The organism is Streptomyces sp. NPDC006711 (assembly GCF_042869775.1).
Taxonomy (GTDB): domain Bacteria; phylum Actinomycetota; class Actinomycetes; order Streptomycetales; family Streptomycetaceae; genus Streptomyces.
The window spans coordinates 1-16,447 of the sequence record NZ_JBIAGO010000026.1 but is presented as its reverse complement, the minus strand read 5'-3'; the positions used below and the strand labels follow the sequence as shown (position 1 = coordinate 16,447).

15 protein-coding genes and 2 pseudogenes are annotated in these 16,447 nt (G+C 70.1%); 9 read left to right on the top strand and 8 right to left on the bottom strand.

Translation table 11 applies throughout. The features are described from left to right. Positions 1-57: 57 nt before the first annotated feature. From ACFYM2_RS32200 to ACFYM2_RS32190, 3 genes are read right to left on the bottom strand one after another with little or no spacing between them, the layout of a single operon-like run. Positions 58-834, bottom strand: coding sequence for an AIM24 family protein (locus ACFYM2_RS32200; RefSeq protein ID WP_388841097.1), 777 nt, complete (start codon positions 832-834; stop codon positions 58-60). Next, positions 831-1,481 carry an AIM24 family protein gene (locus ACFYM2_RS32195; protein WP_359008052.1) on the bottom strand — a complete coding sequence of 217 codons (651 nt, stop codon included), beginning with the start codon at positions 1,479-1,481 and terminating at the stop codon, positions 831-833. Before ACFYM2_RS32195 ends, ACFYM2_RS32200 begins: the two co-directional genes overlap by 4 nt. Beyond that, a complete protein-coding gene (locus tag ACFYM2_RS32190; RefSeq protein WP_359008105.1) occupies positions 1,481-2,113 on the bottom strand; it encodes an AIM24 family protein in 633 nt (210 codons plus the stop codon). Before ACFYM2_RS32190 ends, ACFYM2_RS32195 begins: the two co-directional genes overlap by 1 nt. Positions 2,114-2,279: 166 nt before the next feature. Between ACFYM2_RS32190 and ACFYM2_RS32185 the strand changes: the two genes are divergently transcribed. From ACFYM2_RS32185 to ACFYM2_RS32170, 4 genes are all read left to right on the top strand, one after another. Further along, positions 2,280-2,624 (top strand): DUF3817 domain-containing protein, encoded by a 345-nt coding sequence (locus tag ACFYM2_RS32185; RefSeq protein ID WP_359008049.1) that lies wholly within the window; start codon positions 2,280-2,282, stop codon positions 2,622-2,624. Beyond that, entirely contained in the window at positions 2,621-2,914 is a 294-nt protein-coding gene (locus tag ACFYM2_RS32180; RefSeq protein WP_053727030.1) for an MTH1187 family thiamine-binding protein, read from the top strand. Before ACFYM2_RS32185 ends, ACFYM2_RS32180 begins: the two co-directional genes overlap by 4 nt. A 250-nt stretch (positions 2,915-3,164) precedes the next feature. Next, positions 3,165-4,925: a glycosyltransferase family 2 protein gene (locus tag ACFYM2_RS32175; protein ID WP_388461839.1), complete on the top strand. Its 1,761-nt coding sequence runs from the start codon at positions 3,165-3,167 to the stop codon at positions 4,923-4,925. Between the two features lie 3 nt (positions 4,926-4,928). Then, entirely contained in the window at positions 4,929-6,884 is a 1,956-nt protein-coding gene (locus tag ACFYM2_RS32170; RefSeq protein ID WP_388841094.1) for a galactose oxidase-like domain-containing protein, read from the top strand. A 26-nt stretch (positions 6,885-6,910) separates the two neighbouring features. Here the strand turns inward: ACFYM2_RS32170 and ACFYM2_RS32165 are convergent, their stop codons facing one another. Next, complete coding sequence (locus tag ACFYM2_RS32165; RefSeq protein WP_388841091.1) at positions 6,911-7,948, bottom strand: glycoside hydrolase family 6 protein; 1,038 nt, start codon at positions 7,946-7,948, stop codon at positions 6,911-6,913. Positions 7,949-8,099: 151 nt separating this feature from the next. Between ACFYM2_RS32165 and ACFYM2_RS32160 the strand changes: the two genes are divergently transcribed. Further along, positions 8,100-8,606, top strand: coding sequence for a MarR family winged helix-turn-helix transcriptional regulator (locus ACFYM2_RS32160; protein WP_388461843.1), 507 nt, complete (start codon positions 8,100-8,102; stop codon positions 8,604-8,606). Between the two features lie 536 nt (positions 8,607-9,142). Here ACFYM2_RS32160 and ACFYM2_RS32155 read toward each other — a convergent pair. Continuing rightward, positions 9,143-10,072, bottom strand: a complete 930-nt coding sequence (locus ACFYM2_RS32155; protein WP_388841088.1) for a hypothetical protein — start codon at positions 10,070-10,072, stop codon at positions 9,143-9,145. Positions 10,073-10,894: 822 nt separating this feature from the next. On the opposite strand from ACFYM2_RS32155, the gene ACFYM2_RS32150 reads away from it, so the two are divergent. Beyond that, complete coding sequence (locus ACFYM2_RS32150; protein ID WP_350232713.1) at positions 10,895-11,233, top strand: DUF3817 domain-containing protein; 339 nt, start codon at positions 10,895-10,897, stop codon at positions 11,231-11,233. A 240-nt stretch (positions 11,234-11,473) separates the two neighbouring features. Here ACFYM2_RS32150 and ACFYM2_RS32145 read toward each other — a convergent pair whose 3' ends face one another. Together ACFYM2_RS32145 and ACFYM2_RS32140 are read right to left on the bottom strand one after the other, a co-directional pair. Then, positions 11,474-11,803 carry a hypothetical protein gene (locus ACFYM2_RS32145; protein ID WP_359009131.1) on the bottom strand — a complete coding sequence of 110 codons (330 nt, stop codon included), beginning with the start codon at positions 11,801-11,803 and terminating at the stop codon, positions 11,474-11,476. Further along, entirely contained in the window at positions 11,803-12,003 is a 201-nt protein-coding gene (locus ACFYM2_RS32140) for a hypothetical protein (protein ID WP_359009129.1), read from the bottom strand. Before ACFYM2_RS32140 ends, ACFYM2_RS32145 begins: the two co-directional genes overlap by 1 nt. A gap of 123 nt (positions 12,004-12,126) precedes the next feature. Here ACFYM2_RS32140 and ACFYM2_RS32135 point away from each other — a divergent pair. Next, positions 12,127-12,882: pseudogene (locus ACFYM2_RS32135) on the top strand (hypothetical protein); the annotation flags it as partial. 165 nt (positions 12,883-13,047) lie between these two features. Continuing rightward, positions 13,048-13,644: pseudogene (locus ACFYM2_RS32130) on the top strand (hypothetical protein); the annotation flags it as partial. Here the strand turns inward: ACFYM2_RS32130 and ACFYM2_RS32125 are convergent. Further along, positions 13,622-14,155 carry an NUDIX hydrolase gene (locus ACFYM2_RS32125; RefSeq protein WP_388841083.1) on the bottom strand — a complete coding sequence of 178 codons (534 nt, stop codon included), beginning with the start codon at positions 14,153-14,155 and terminating at the stop codon, positions 13,622-13,624. The pseudogene ACFYM2_RS32130 and the gene ACFYM2_RS32125 sit on opposite strands and share 23 nt — an antisense overlap. A gap of 341 nt (positions 14,156-14,496) precedes the next feature. Here ACFYM2_RS32125 and ACFYM2_RS32120 point away from each other — a divergent pair, with 341 nt between their 5' ends. Further along, entirely contained in the window at positions 14,497-16,197 is a 1,701-nt protein-coding gene (locus ACFYM2_RS32120; RefSeq protein ID WP_358999173.1) for a methylmalonyl-CoA mutase family protein, read from the top strand. Positions 16,198-16,447: the final 250 nt, after the last annotated feature.

The window sequence follows — 16,447 nt, the reverse complement described above, 5'->3', positions numbered from 1 at the left end:
GCGCGACCGTCGCCGCAGGGGCTCAGGCGTTCGACGTCACACTCCGCAGACTACCGCTCACAGGCCGAAGCGACGTTGCAGGTCCCCCAGCTGGCCGGGAAGGCGCGGTCCCGCCGCGCCCGGCCCGTGCCCGCCCTGGCCGCCACCGGGCACGCCCGGCTCCGCGTCGACCTGCCCGGTCGCCTGCTCCGCCATGAGCACTTCGGTGGACTGCAACAGCACCGTACCGGCCCCCACGAACTCGAATTGGTGCTCCTCGCCCGAGGTGCCGCCGAGCCCGGTCAGTGACCGGATTCCGCCCAGGACGCCGGTCATGTACCCGTGGTCGTAGTGGTGGCAGGGCGAGGGGCAGTCCGCCCAGCCGACCAGCGCCTGCGGGTCCACCCGGATCGGCGGCTCCATGAAGACGACGGGCCCGTTGGAGGCGGCCACGAACTTGCCGGTGCCGATCAGCGTCAGGAAACCGGGCACGATCGACTGCTTGAGCGCGAGCGAGGGCTGGTAGGCCAGGAGGTTGCCGGAGCGGATGGTCAGATTGCCGTCGTCCAGGTCGTAGCTGTTCACATCGAAGGCGCGGTCGGCGAGCAGCATCTTTCCGCTGCCGTCGGCCACCACCCAGTCGGCCGCGTGCAGCGGCGAGTGGAAGCTCGTGCGCAGCAGCCGGTCGAGCCGGCCGTGGCCGATGCCGTTGAACTCGATCCGCCCGTAGTAGGCGATCATCTTGCCTTTCTGGAGGAACCACTGGCTCGACTTGAGCTCCACGCAGAACGTGTACTTGTTGACGTTGTCGTCGCTGGGCAGCGAGTACGGGTCGAAGATCCCCGGGCCGTTCACAGCTTCTCCTCCGAGGCCTGCACGTACACCGCGCCCTGGCCGGACAGTTCGAGCTGGAAGGCCTCGCCGGAGCCCCGGCCCACCATGTCGCGCCAGCCGAGCGCGGTCGAGAGCTTGTTGCGTACGTCGCCGTGGTGGGCGACGTAGGCCTGTGGGTCCACGTGCACCGGACGCTGGGGGGTGATCGGCAGCTCGATCACGCCGCCGTGGGCCATCACGGCGACGGCCCCGTGGCCCTTGAGCGTGGTGGTGAACAGGCCCTGGCCGCTCACCTGGCCGCGCACCATGCCCATGACGCCGCCCTGCGAGCCCAGGAACATCGTGCCCTGCTGGAGGGTGCCGTCGAAGGCGAGCAGCCGGTCCGCCTCGACATACAGGGTGTCGCCCTGGAGGTTGATGACCTGGATGTGGTGGCCGCCGTGGCCGAACATCACCGTGCCACTGCCCTCGACCGTCATCAGGGGCGTCGCCTCGTTGGCCACCCGGCGGCCGATCATCGACATGAGGCCGCCCTGGCCGCCCTGGATGTTGGGCGTGAAGGACACCTCGCCCTTGTACGCGAGCATCGCGCCGCGCTGGCTGTACATCTTCTGGCCGGGCAGCACCGTCGCCTCGACCATCTTGGAGTTGATCTCGCGGAACGGCATCAGACGTCACCGCCGATCGTGTTGCGCTCGCTCGGCTGCACGTACACCAGGCCCTCGCCCTCGAACCGGATCTGGAAGGCCTCGCCCGAGCCCTCGCCCATGAAGGTGCGGAAGGTCACCCCGGACTGGAAGTGCTGGCGCAGGTTCCCCTGGTGCGCGATGTAGGCGCCCGGGTCGACGCAGAGCGGGTACTGGGCGCTGACCCGCAGCACCACGGCGGGCCCGTCCGACATGATCGCGGCCTGGCCGTGGCCCTCGATCGTCGTGGTGAACAGGCCGTTGCCCTGGCTCGCGCCGCGCAGGCCGGTGAAGGTGGTGCCGGTGCGAAGGCCCGCGTCGGTGGCGAGCAGATTGCTCGCCTCGACGTAGAGCGTGTCGCCCTGGAGGCTGACGAGGTTGATCTCGCTCGCGCGGTCGGCGAAGAAGCACGTGCCGTGCCCCTTCACCTCCATCACGGTCATCTGCTCGCCGGTGAGGCGGCGGGTCACCATGCCGCGCAGACCCTCACCGCCGCCGGTCATCTTCTTGAACGCCATCTGGCCGTCATAGGCGACCATCGAGCCGTTCTTCGCCTTCACGGCGTCGCCCGTCATGTCGACGGCGAGCACCTTGCTGCCCTGGAGTCGGAACATTGCCACGGCCCCGACGTTAGCGGGCCGGGGACCCGCCCCGACAGGGGCGGAGGGGCGATGTCAGAATGAGGGATGTTTGTGCACGCGTTCACAAACGATCACCGACCGGTGACAGCCCTCCCTTGATCACTGCCGTCCGCTTCCTCTCAGCGAAGGTGCCCTTCACGTGGACCTCAAGACAGCCTCCGCCCTGCACCGCCTCCGACTGATCTCGCTCCCGGAGGCCATCTCGTTCCCGATCCTGCTGGTCTGCTCCGTGCTCAAGCGCACCACGTCCTTCGACGGGGTGATGGTGATGGGCATGGTCCACGGCATCCTGTTCACCCTGTACGTGCTCTTCTGGCTCGACGCCTGGAACCGCACCAAGTGGTCCGCCAAGACCGGCATCCTCTACTTCGTGCTCGCCGTGCTGCCCTTCGGCGGGTTCTTCGCCGAGCGCAAGATCCGGCGTGAGCTGGACGACGCGGTGATCGCCACCCGCGCCCGCAAGGAAGGCGTGGTCAACGCGTGATCGTCGCCTTCTCCGTCAGCCCGCTCGGGGTCGGCGAGGACGTGGGGGAGTACGTGGCCGAGGCGGTGCGCGTCGTGCGCGAGTCCGGCCTGCCCAACCGCACGGATGCCATGTTCACCTCCATCGAGGGTGAGTGGGACGAGGTCATGGACGTCGTCAAGCGTGCCGTCGCGGCCGTCGAGGCCCGTTCGAACCGGGTCTCGCTCGTCCTGAAGGCGGACATCCGCCCCGGCGTCACCGACGGCCTGACCTCCAAGGTCGAGACGGTGGAGCGCCACCTGTCCGCCTGAGTAGGCGACCTCGCCCCCGCACCGCGCGAGACACCCCCGCCAGACACCCCTTAGAGCCCCCGGCCGCCCCGGCCGGGGGCTCTCGTGTGTGCGCACCTGGCCTACCGGAGCGGGCCCGGGGCGGCGAAAACGCGGTCCGCCGCAGAACCCCTCACTCGGAGTACTCCAGTCGACACGCCGGGCTTTCTCCACTTTTGTGGATGTATCACCCCAGTACGGAAACCCCGCTCGACGATCAGCTGGAGGGCACGTGCGCCCCGAGGGCTACGAATACGACACCCACAGCCGACTGGCAGGACCGCTCACGGAGCCGGGCGCCAAGCCCTACCGGGTGCAGTACCGCAGCCTGCTCTCCCGGGAGCCGCACCGCATACGCGCCGTCCTGCTGATGACCCTGGCGCCGATACTCACCGGCCTGCTGCTCGTCTACCTCGTGTGGCCCAGCCACTGGGTCGAGCGCGAGGGCGGCGACCGCTGGCTCGTGGCCCTCGACATCACGATGCTCGTCTCGATCGGTCTGATCGAGCTCTTCATGGTCACCAATGTCGCCTCCGTCGCCCACGCCACCCTGGTGGCCCGCGACCCCGTCCCCGTCACGCCCGAGGAGGGCACCCGGGTCGCCTTCCTCACCACGTACGTGCCGGGCAAGGAACCCATATCCATGGTGCGGGCCACCCTGGAGGCGGCCGTCCGGCTCACCCACACCGGGCCCCTGGACATCTGGCTCCTGGACGAGGGTGACGACGAACAGGCCAAGGCGCTCTGCGCGGAACTGGGCGTACGCCACTTCACCCGCAAGGGCGTCCCCGAGTGGAACCGCGCCAAGGGCGCCCACCGGGCCCGCACCAAACACGGCAATTACAACGCCTGGCTCGCCCAGCACGGCGGCCGCTACGACTTCTTCGCCTCCGTCGACACCGACCACGCCCCGCTCCCCAACTTCCTTGAGCGGATGATGGGTTACTTCCGCGACCCCGACGTCGCCTTCGTCGTGGGGCCGCAGGTCTACGGGAACTACGACTCGCCCGTCACCAAGGCCGCCGAGTCCCAGCAGTTCCTCTTCCACGCGCTGATCCAGCGGGCCGGCAACCGCTACCAGGCGCCCATGTTCGTCGGCACCAACAACGTGGTGCGCATCTCGGCGCTGCGCCAGATCGGCGGCCTGTACGACTCGATCACCGAGGACATGGCCACCGGCTTCGAACTGCACCGGCACAAGAACCCGAGCACCGGCCACCACTGGCGCTCCGTGTACACCCCGGACGTGCTGGCCGTCGGCGAGGGCCCGGCCTCCTGGACCGACTTCTTCACCCAGCAGATGCGCTGGTCGCGCGGCACCTACGAGACGCTGGTCAAGCAGTACTGGAAGGCGCCCCTCACCATGCCGCCCGGCCGGCTGCTCTCGTACACCCTCATGCTCGTCTACTACCCCATGACGGCCATCAACTGGCTTCTCGGCATTGTCAGTTGCGTCCTCTTCCTCTGGTTCGGCGCGTCCGGGACCGAGGTCACGGCCTCCGTCTGGCTGATGCTCTACAGCGACGCCGCCGCCCTCCAGATCGGCCTGTATCTGTGGAACCGGCGGCACAACGTCTCGCCGCACGAACCCGAGGGCTCCGGCGGACTCGCCGGCATGGGCATGTCGGCGCTCTCCGCGCCCATCTACCTCAAGTCGCTCGGCTCGGCCGTGCTGCGCACGCGCGGGCGGTTCGTCGTCACCCCCAAGGGCGGCCGCGCCAGCCCCGACCGGCTGTGGACGTTCCGGATCCACCTGTTCTGGGCGGGGGTCCTCGCCGCGTCCCTGATCGCCTCCGTCCACTACCGCCACACGCACGCCGCCATGCGCACCTGGGCCGTGCTCGCCCTGTGCATCGCGCTCGCGCCGGCCGCGATCTGGGCCTGGACGGCACGGCGCGAGCGAGCGGGGACCCGCGCGGCCGAGCCGGCCCCGCGACAGCAGCCCGGCGGCGAGAGCGAACCCGCCGTCGCCACGACGACCGGAGGGAACTGAGTCATGGCCTACCGGCCTTCGAAACGGATGAAGAAGACCCTGTTCGGCGGTGGCGCCGTCGTAATCCTGGCGGGTCTCAACGCGCCCGCCGCGCTGTCCTTCGCCACCGACCAGTACCACGCGTACCAGATCTCCCGACCCGGGTACATGCGGAAGTACGGCGCCTGGCACGACGCCGAGATCCCCAAGGAGTACCGCACCAACGCCATTCACGCGGCCCTCCTGCACACCGGCAAGGTGCTGATCATCGCGGGCTCCGGCAACAAGCAGGACCACTTCGACGCGGGCACCTTCGACACCGTGCTGTGGAACCCGAAGGACAACACCTTCAAGAAGATCCACACCCCCGAGGACTTCTTCTGCGGCGGCCACGCCCAGCTCCCGGACGGCAAGCTCTTGGTGGCCGGCGGCACCGCGCGCTACGAAGTCCTCGACGGCCAGGTGAAGCGGGCCGGCGGCGGCATGCGGGTCAAGAACGAGGACCCGAACAAGACCGTCACCCTCAAGAAGGGCACGAAGTTCCGCTCGCCCGCAGGCGTCGAGTACGTGTCGAAATTCGACGTCACGGTGCCCCGCGCCAAGCGCGAGTTCGAGGTCTCGTACTACGCGAGCGGGCAGATGAAGCCCTGGAAGACGAAGACCACCGCCGCCGAGGCGCGGGTCTTCGTGGAGGCGGTCGCCGAGGGCCCCCGGTCGGTCGCCACCGACCGCGCCCAGTACGAGGTCGAGGGCCTGACGGGCAAGGACGCCGACAACGTGTACGGGCTCGCCGAGAAGATCACCCTGGACAAGCAGGACTACCAGGGGATCAGAGCGGCCTACGAGTTCGACCCGAAGGCCGAGAAGTACGTGCCCGTCACCCCGATGCAGGAGGCCCGCTGGTACCCGACGCTCACCACGCTCAAGGACGGCCGGGTGCTCGCCGTCTCCGGGCTCGACGACGTGGGCGTCATCCTCGCGGGCAACAACGAGATCTACGACCCGAAGACCAAGAAGTGGTCCCCCGGCCCCTTCCGCTACTTCCCGACCTACCCCTCGCTCTTCCTGACCAAGGGCGGCAAGCTCTTCTACTCGGGCGCCAACTCCGGGTACGGGCCGGCCAACAAGGGCCGCGAGCCGGGTCTGTGGGACGTCGAGAAGAACACCTTCACCAAGATCGGAGGCCTGGACGCGGCCGACCAGCTGGAGACCGCGAGCTCCCTGCTGCTGCCGCCCGCGCAGGACCAGCGGTTCATGCTGCTCGGCGGCGGCGGCATCGGCGAGTCCAAGAAGGCCACCCCGCGCACCGCCGTGGTGGACCTGAACCAGGACAACCCCGTCTTCAAGTCGGGCCCTGAACTCCCGCAGGGAACACGGTACTTGAACAGCGTCCTGATGCCGGACGACTCCGTCTTCACCACCGGCGGCTCCTCCGACTACCGGGGCAGGGGCGGCTCCAACATCTTCCGCGCCCAGTTCTACGACCCCAAGGCGAACGCCTTCCGCGAGGCCGCGGACCCCACCATCGGCCGCAACTACCACTCCGAGGCGCTGCTGCTCCCGGACGGCCGGGTCGCCACCTTCGGCTCCGACTCGCTCTTCGGTGACAAGAACAACACCAAGCTCGGCAAGTTCGAGCAGCGCATGGAGATCTACACCCCGCCCTACCTCTACCGCGACAAGAACAAGCGTCCCGCGCTCGGCGACGGCCCCGAGTCGGTGGCGGCGGGCGGCAGGGCCACCTACCGCACCGACCACCCCGAACGCGTGGTCAAGGCCCGCCTGATGCGGCCGAGCGCGGTGACCCACACCACGGACGTGGAGCAGCGCTCGATCGAACTGGGCCTGACCAAGGACAAGGGCACGGTCACCGTGACCGTCCCCGAGGACCGGGCGCTGGTGCCGCCCGGCTGGTACATGGTCTTCGTGACCGACCAGGAGGGCACGCCGTCCGAGGCGAAGTGGCTCCGCGTGGACTGATGTCGTCCACGGGTTGTGGCCCGGCCTCAGAAGCGGGCGCGTTTGGCGAGCCCGAGTGCGTACTCCGGCCACCAGGTCCCGGCGGACGGGCCCCCGCGGCAGGGCCCGTCCGAGTCGCCCGGCCGTTTGATCCACAGATACGCGTCCACGAGCGGGTCACCCGTGCTGAGGGTCGGGGGAGCGCCGAGGGAGCGGCCGGGCGGGTTGCACCAGGCCTGGTCGCGGCCGTCGGACAGGGGTCCCTCGCCATTGCGGCTGGTGTCCATGACGAAGTGCTTGCCGCCGAGCTCCTGGGAGACCTTCGCCCCGTACGCCCGTACCGCCGCGTCGGTCTGGAAGTTGGAGACGTTCAGGGCGAAGCCGTCCGCCTTGTCGACGCCGGCCCGCCGCAGCGGCTCGACCAGGCTGGTGGGGTCGGGGATCCAGGACGGGTTCCCCGCGTCCAGATAGACCTTGGTGCGCGGGAGCTTCTTGAACGTCTCGATCGCCTCGTCCAGGAGCTGGTAGCGCTCGGCGTGGTGGTCGGGCGTGGTGCATCCGTCCACCATGTGGGCGATGGCGTCGGGTTCGAGGACGATCACGGCCGGGGCGTCCCCGACCGCCTCGGTGAACCGTTCGGTCCAGGCGCGGTAGCCCTCGGCGCCCTCCGCGCCGCCCGCCGAGTACTTGCCGCAGTCGCGGTGCGGGATGTCGTACGCCACGAAGAGCGCGGTCCGCTTCTCCTTGGCGGCCCCGGCGACGGCCTTGCGGATGCGCGGCACAGGGTCGTCCCCGGCGGGCCAGGTGGCGACCGGCCGCTCGGCGATCCGCCGCAGGGCTTGGGCGTCGGCGGTACGGCCCTGCCCCTGCCAGAGCTTGATCTGCCGCGCGGCGTCACTCTCGGGGTCCACCCAGAAGGGGGAACCGGGTGCGGGGGCGGGCGCGGCGTGCGAGCGGACGCGGGCCGGCGGGGCCTCGCCGGGTGCGGCACCGGACGAGCACCCGGTGAGGGCGGTGAGCAGCACGGCGGCGAGCGGGGCGACGGTCTTGAGGACGGCGGTGTGCGGGACGCGGTACCGGGACATCCGGCCACCTCGGGGTCGTGAGGGGAGGGCACGGGACCGGGCAATCCTGACATATGGGGCACTTGGGGCGAGGGAGCGCCATGCCGGGCGCCCGGGTACCGAACTCCGAGACGGAGCTGACCGGCATGTGACCAGTGGGTAAGGTCGACGCGTGCCCAAGCCGCTCAGCCTCCCCTTCGATCCCATCGCCCGCGCCGACGAACTCTGGCAGCAGCGCTGGGGCCCCGTGCCCTCGATGGGGGCGATCACCTCGATCATGCGGGCGCACCAGATCCTGCTCGCCGAGGTCGACGCGGTGGTGAAGCCGTACGGGCTGACCTTCGCGCGGTACGAGGCGCTGGTGCTGCTGACCTTCTCCAAGGAGGGGGAGCTGCCGATGTCCAAGATCGGCGAGCGGCTGATGGTGCACCCGACGTCGGTCACGAACACGGTGGACCGCCTGGTGCGATCGGGTCTGGTCGACAAGCGCCCCAATCCCAACGACGGCCGGGGCACGTTGGCGTCCATCACGGACAAGGGGCGCGAGGTGGTCGAGTCGGCCACGCGCGATCTGATGGCGATGGAGTTCGGGCTCGGCGTCTACGACGCGGAGGAGTGCGCGGAAATCTTCGCGATGCTGCGTCCCCTGCGGGTAGCAGCCAACGACTTCGAAGACTGACCCGCTCCCGGCCCGCGCCGGATGGCCAGGCATACCCACGCGGGCCAGCCCCGACCCCGTCGAGGGGCGCGGGGAACTGCGCGGCCAGCCACCCACGGCCCGCAGCCGGGACTCCTGGGGCTCCGCCCCAAACCCCGTTCGCGCCTGAAGGGCGCTCGTCCTCAATCTCCCCCAAGGCCTTAAGGGCCAGGGGGGACCCCCATGACGGGCTGAGGTATGCCGGGTGGGCCAGCACGAGTCCTGCCAGGGGCGCGGGGAACTGCGCGCCCAGCCACGCACGGTCCGCAGCCGGGTCCCCTGGGGCTCCGCCCTTGGGCGGTGCACCTGTAGCCGAGCCCGGTTCGGCCGGGACCAGGCCGAGTCGACGACCGCGACGTACGCGGGCGCGATGAGGCCGTTCCTGGCCTGGGGCGCCCGGTCGGGTCTCGACTGGCGGGAGTGTGCCGGTCGCGTCCAGCAGGTCTCGGCGCTCCGTCGACCTCGGGGGCCGGCACACCGAGCTGCGACCGCGGCGCCATGGACGCCCAGCCAGACGTTCATGATCGGCACGCGTCGTGGTACTTGTGCAGCCGGGGGGCGCGTATGGCAGGCAGCCCGACCAGGGTGTACTCAAAGGCGCGATGGTGGGGCGTCAGCGGGCGCCAGGGGGGCGGCGTCAGGGGGTAGTCGTCGCGCAGGACGCCGTCCGGCAGCACTCCCGTCGCGGGCATCGGTGAGGTCTCACCCGGATGGGCGAGGTACGCCCAGACCCCGCTGTCCAGCGGCACCACGGCCGCGTCATCGCCGGGTGGGCGCCAGGGTGTGCCGGTGAGGGGGTGGCGAGGGACGAGGAGGACGTCGGGACGGGGCCGGGGCGTGCGGATGCCCGGGCCGGCAAGACCCACGCTACGGGCATCCGGCCCGGCCGGCAGGTACCGGCCGACGGCGTGGCTGAGCAGTTCGGTGACGGGGCCGACGGGGAGGGTCACGGGGTGGTCCTCGGTGGCCACCACGAGGTGGGCCAGCGCGACCCCGACCGCCGCCTCCCAGCGGCGGCTCCACGACCCGTCGGGTTCGACGGGTGGGACACGGTGCTCGGCACGCTCCAGGTCGCCCCAGTCGGGAGGCGGCCCGGTGGGGAGCCCCGAGGGGCGGCGTACGACCGCGTCGGGCTCCAGCCATACCGACTGCCACAGTCCGCAGTCGTCCATGCGGGTCGCCACGGCCCGCCCGCACCCCTCGCAGGCCAGGTTGGGGCCGGCCCGGCCGTCCACACCCTGGCAGTAGCCCTCGCACTTGTCGGGTATCAGGGCCATGGACCGGGAGTCGCCGGGTGCGATGACGATCCTGTTCCGCGCGCCGAAGGAGACGGAGTACACCGGCGCGTACACGCCCTGCCGGGCAGCCGCGTCCTCTCCAACCTCCTCCCACAACCGCCACGGCGGTCCAGTGGGCCGAGGGTCGACGGCGTACGTCGCGGGCTCCATCAGCGGGGGATGAAGTTCCTCCCAGCCCCCGTGATGGGTGTGGACCGGGAGGGCCACTCGGGACACCGGCGCCGTCAGCTCCGTGCCGCACTCGGCACACGCGAACACGTCCAAACAAACTCCCCCTCGCCCCGATTCCCAGGGAATTGTGCCTCGCTTACGGTGAGCGGCCCAGGGGATTTTTCGGGGTAGAGCCGGCGGGTCCGCATCCGGCCCCCTGGGGCTCCCCCCCCAGCAGGGCGCCGACCGCCGGACGGGCCGGCCACGCCCATGCGGGCCAGTGCGGCGTGCTCAGGAGCGCGAGGAACTACGCGCCCAGCCATGCACGGCCCGCAGCCGGGCCCCCTGGGGCTCCGCCCCAGACCCCGTTCGGCCTGAACGGCCTCGTCCTGAATCGCCGGACAGGCTGAGGTATGCCGATGCGGGCCAGCACGAACCCTGCCAGGGGCGCGGGGAACTGCGCGGCCAGCCACGCACGGTCGGCAGCCGGGGTCCTTGGGGCTCCGCCCCGGCAGGGCGCCGGCCGCCGGACGGGCCGGCCATGCCGCGCGGGACCAGTGCAGCGTGCTCAGGGGCGCGGGGAACTGCGCGACCAGCCACCCACGGCCCGCACTCGGGGTCCCGGGGCTCCGCCCCGCAAGGTGTCCGAACGCCGGATGAGCCAAATATGCCCACGCAGGCCCGCACCGACTCCGCCAGGGGCGCGGGGAACTGCGCGACCGGCCAGGGTCGGGCGGGCCCGCGTCGAGGGGGTGACCGGCATGGCTCGCCGCAGGCGACCCGCGCGAAGATCGCCCCCCATGTCCGGTTACGCTCGACCGCATGAAAAAGAGCGTGCTGACCCGCTACCGCGTGATGGCGTACGTCACCGGCGTGCTGCTGGTCCTGCTGACCCTGGGCGTGATCGCCAAGTACATCCTCGACATGAACGGCGCCGCCGACTTCACGAAGATCATCGGCATCGCCCACGGCTGGCTGTACGTGATCTACCTCGTCTTCGCCTTCGACCTGGGCTCCAAGGCGAAGTGGCCGGTCGGCAAGCAGCTGTGGGTGCTGATCGCCGGCACGATCCCGACCGCCGCCTTCTTCGTGGAGCGCAAGGTCTCCAAGGAACTGGAGCCCAAGGTCGCGGACGCCGTCCCCGCCGGCGCCCGCGCCTGACGCCAAGGCCGGACGCGAAGCCGTCGTGGCAGCGATACCATCGTGGGTTCACATCGCACACCCATCGCCAGCTCAGCGAACGCGCTGATCACAAACGGGTGCTCCTATCAGGGGCACCCGTTCGGCATGGGGCTCTGTCTCACCTTGATCCGCCCGTGTGCCGCTTTTGGTTCGAGGTGTGGACCAGGCGTGGACCGCTGTGCACCTTCCATGGCAAGAGGAAGGGAATCGGGTAAACGATCAGTTGGGGCACGAGACCTCCTCCGGGGCGTCTTCCCAGGTGTGCTGCATGGCGTGGTCGGCGAACAGACAGCAGCCCTCACCGTCAGGACCCGAGGCGGCGACTGCGCAGTCCGGCAGTACGACAAGTTCCGCCTTCTCTGAACCGTGCCAGCGGAGCCACAGCGCGGTTCCGTACGCGGCGGCGTCGGTGAGGAGACCGAAGTGCTCACCCTCGCCGTGCGCGGACAGCTGGCACTGCACGGCCCTGTCGATGTACGGGGCGGCCGACTTCTCCCGCGCTTCCCGTGCCAGGTCGAGGGGCACCCCGCGCCAGTGCACGCACCGCATCACGACACCATCCGGAAGGACGCGACGGCGTTCCGGGCCTGCTGCGGGCACCGGGGGCAGACGCACGGCGGGTAGCGGCCCGGGTTCTCCGGGGCCACCGGGTTCTCGCCGACGCGTACCTCCGTGAGAGGCCCCCACGTCTGGCCGGAGTCGCGGGAGACCCGCAACGTCATCCGTACGTCGTTCTGTCCGTTCGCCATGGCCAGGAGCATCCCGATTCGCGGGACCGGTGAGAAAGGCCAAGCGGATTACCCAACTTGGGTAACCTCACCCTCAGTTGACCAAGCGCAGCGATCCGTAGTCCTCATGCCGGAGCGTGCCCGATGCCCGAGCCATCTCGCTCGAAGGAACTCCCGGTCAGCCTGCTCACGGACCCATTGATGATCGAGGCATGCCAGGTCAGAGACTTCGGCCGCATCTTTCAGCTGGTCAAGGCGCGAGCAGGCATCCATCCGTCGATGGTCGCGCGTCGCTGCGACCTGACCCCGAGCCGCGTGGGCGAGGTGATCGCCGGACGGCGGCAACTGCTGCACATGGACGTGATCGAACGGATCTCTGACGGGCTGCGCATCCCTGGACACATGCTCGGACTGGCCCGGCGCTCCTGGGAGACACCGCCCAGCCTGACGGTCGGGCCCCGCGCACCGGCCGAGGTGCCGACCTCAGCCGTCGAACCACTGGCCGCCGGACTACCGGGAGCGGACGTCGACAGCATCCTCGCCCTGGCGGCTGAGCGGGATCTCAGCGCCTCGACCCTGGACGCGCTGCATTCGTCGATCGCGGACTACTGGTGCCGGGATGACGAACATGGTGGCGAGACCTTACGGCCGGCGGTCGTCGGTCAGCTCCGCTACGTCGTCGATCTCCTCAAGGGACAGCGCCCCGCACCCATGCGGAACGGTCTGCACAGCATCGCGGCCGAACTGGCCAGGCTCACCGGGTGGACGTACTTCGACGCTCGCCAGTACCGCCAGGCACGCGCCTATTTCACCGAATCCCTCGGTCTGGCCAAGGCCGTCGACGACCGCCAGTTCATGGCCAACGTCCTCGCCTGCATGAGTCTCCAGGCCACCTATCAGGTCTAGGGGGTGTCTGGTGGACCATGGCCGGGGGCGCGGCGTCCGGCACGGCACCTCGCGGCGTTGCCGAATCGCCCCGATAGCTCCGCTATCGAGACGCTCCGGCGCCTTGCGATGCACCGCACCAGACGCCGCGCCCTGACCGACCCTGATCCACCAGACACCCCCTAGCCCGGCGACGCTCTCGCACTCGTCACGGCGGCCCAGGACCAGGCCCGAACGGCCGCGGGGACGACACCACGCGTGCTGGCCATGCTCGCGATGCGCGAAGCCTTTGCCCACGCCACCCTCGGCAACCACGGCGCGACCCACACCGCGATCTCGGAAGCGCACGACCACTTCGGACGGATCAGCACCGGTGATCGTGACCCGGCCTGGGTCGCCTACTTTGATGAGCCGAAGCTGATTGTGGACACCGGTATCGCGCACGGCCGCCTGGGTGAAGCCGCCCTCGCCGAACCCCTGATTGCGGACGCTCTGCGCCGAGAACACCAGACGAATCACCGAGGCCGCGCCTTCCACGCTTTCTGGCTCGCCCGCACCCAGCTCCAACGCGGCAAACTCGACGAGGCGTGCCACGCGGCCATGGACGCCCTGGCCCCGGCGGCAGCCGTCAGCTCGCAACGAGTCGCCGGCCACCTCCGGGAGTTCTACGAGCAGTTGGATCCCTTTCGCCGGGAACCGGCCGCGGTGGCGTTCGAGTCCCGGCTCCGGGAAGTGCTGCCCCATTCCCGGCAGGTCAGCGAAATGCCTCGTCCATGAGCACGTAGAGCAGCCCGACGAGGGAGCCACTGCTGACGATCTCGCGCCGGTCGATCATGCCCCGCACGTCTGCCAGCGGGATCCATTCGATCCGGTCCGACTCGTTCTTCTCGGTTGGCGGTCCCTCATACGTCGCCCCGTCGGCCCGGAAGATGTGGTGCTGGGAGTCGGTGATGCCGTTGGCCGGCTCGGCGTAGATCAGGGGCTTGATCGGGCCGGGGCGCCAACCGGTCTCCTCCAGCACCTCACGGGCTGCTGCTTCCGCCGGGCTCTCGCCCGCCTCGACCAACCCCATGGGCAGCTCCCACGCCCAGGCGTCCGTGATGAACCGGTGTCGCCACATCATCAGGACCTCGCGCCGCTCGTTGACGACGGCGGCCACGGCCAGGTGGCGGAGCTTGACGACGTGGTGCTCCCAGCGGTTTCCGTCCGGAGTCTCGACATCGGTGAGCCACAGGTTCACCCAGCTGTTCTCGTAGATCGGACGTTCCCCGTGGATCTTCCACTGCATCGCTGCGGCCCCTCTCGATCGGCCTCCAGCATCGCAGAGCAGTGGATGGGCGGGGCCAACTGGTTTCGCGCTTTCATGGAGCGGTTGTCCGACGGGTGAGCACCGGCCAGAACCGCTACGGCCAGCCGCGCCGAGCCTCCGGGCCAGGCCCCATCGGGGTGTAAGTGCCGGACATCGGGCACCCAGCCCAGGCCGGGGCACCCAGGCCGGCGCGCCAAGGCCTGACGCCGGCAGTCAGTCCGGGGGCAGAGCGGTAGGCCACAGCCCGAGCCACCGCCACGCGAGCAACGCGTGGCGGTCGGCCATCGACATTTACTAGGACGTCCAAGTAAATTTGAGCCATGGACGCTGACGCGATCGAGGAAGGCCGCCGCCGCTGGCAGGCCCGTTACGACAAGGCCCGCAAGCGCGACGCGGACTTCACCACACTCTCCGGGGACCCCGTCGACCCCGCGTACGGGCCCCGCTCCGGCGACACCTATGACGGGTTCGAACGGATCGGCTGGCCCGGCGAGTACCCCTTCACCCGCGGGCTGTACCCGACCGGTTACCGGGGCCGCACGTGGACGATCCGGCAGTTCGCCGGGTTCGGCAACGCCGAGCAGACCAATGAGCGCTACAAGATGATCCTGGCCGCGGGCGGCGGTGGCCTGAGCGTCGCCTTCGACATGCCCACGCTCATGGGCCGCGACTCCGACGACCCCCGCTCGCTCGGCGAGGTCGGCCACTGCGGCGTCGCCATCGACTCGGCCGCCGACATGGAGGTCCTGTTCCAGGACATCCCGCTCGGGGACGTCACCACCTCCATGACGATCAGCGGGCCCGCCGTCCCCGTCTTCTGCATGTACCTGGTCGCCGCCGAGCGCCAGGGCGTCGACCCGGGCGTCCTCAACGGCACGCTCCAGACGGACATCTTCAAGGAGTACATCGCGCAGAAGGAGTGGCTGTTCCAGCCCGAGCCGCATCTGCGCCTCATCGGCGACCTCATGGAGCACTGCGCGCGCGGCATCCCCGCGTACAAGCCGCTCTCGGTCTCCGGCTACCACATCCGCGAGGCGGGGGCGACGGCCGCGCAGGAGCTGGCGTACACCCTGGCCGACGGTTTCGGGTACGTCGAGCTCGGCCTCAGCCGCGGCCTGGACGTGGACGTCTTCGCCCCCGGCCTCTCCTTCTTCTTCGACGCGCACGTCGACTTCTTCGAGGAGATCGCCAAGTTCCGTGCCGCGCGCCGCATTTGGGCCCGCTGGATGAAGGAGGTGTACGGCGCGCAGTCCGACAAGGCGCAGTGGCTGCGCTTCCACACCCAGACGGCCGGGGTGTCGCTGACCGCGCAGCAGCCGTACAACAACGTCGTACGCACGGCGGTCGAGGCCCTAGCGGCGGTGCTCGGCGGTACGAACTCGCTGCACACCAACGCGCTGGACGAAACCCTCGCGCTGCCCAGCGAGCAGGCCGCGGAGATCGCGCTGCGCACGCAGCAGGTGCTGATGGAGGAGACCGGCGTCGCCAACGTGGCCGACCCGCTCGGCGGCTCCTGGTACATCGAACAGCTCACCGACCGCATCGAGGCGGACGCCGAGAAGATCTTCGACCAGATCAAGGAGCGGGGGACGCGGGCGCATCCCGACGGGCAGCACCCCATCGGCCCGATCACCTCGGGCATCCTGCGCGGCATCGAGGACGGGTGGTTCACCGGGGAGATCGCGGAGTCGGCCTTCCGCTACCAGCAGTCCCTGGAGAAGGGCGACAAGCGGGTGGTGGGCGTCAACTGCCATCACGGGTCGGTCACCGGTGACCTGGAGATCCTGCGGGTCAGCCACGAGGTGGAGCGTGAGCAGGTACGGGCGCTGGCGGAGCGCAAGTCGCACCGCGACGACGCGGCGGTCCGCGCGGCCCTGGACGCGATGCTTGCGGCGGCCCGTGACGGCTCGAACATGATCGCGCCGATGCTGGACGCGGTGCGGGCGGAGGCGACGCTGGGTGAGATCTGCGGGGTCCTGCGGGACGAGTGGGGCACCTACACCGAACCCCCCGGCTTCTGACCCGGCCCCCGTTCGCGCCCGTGGCCGCGTCAAAGGGGCGCCGCCCCGCCTGAGTCGCCTCAGCCCGTCCGGCGGTCGGCGTCCCACCGGGGCGGAGTCCCACGAGCCCCGGCTGCGGGCCGTGTGTGGCCGGTCGCGCAGTTCCCCGCGCCCCTGGGGGGGGTGTCTCTATGTCCTTCGTCAAGGACGTGGTGCCGGGTATGGGGCTGTTTGGGGTGGTTATGCGGCGATGGTGATGGCGGGGGTTCGG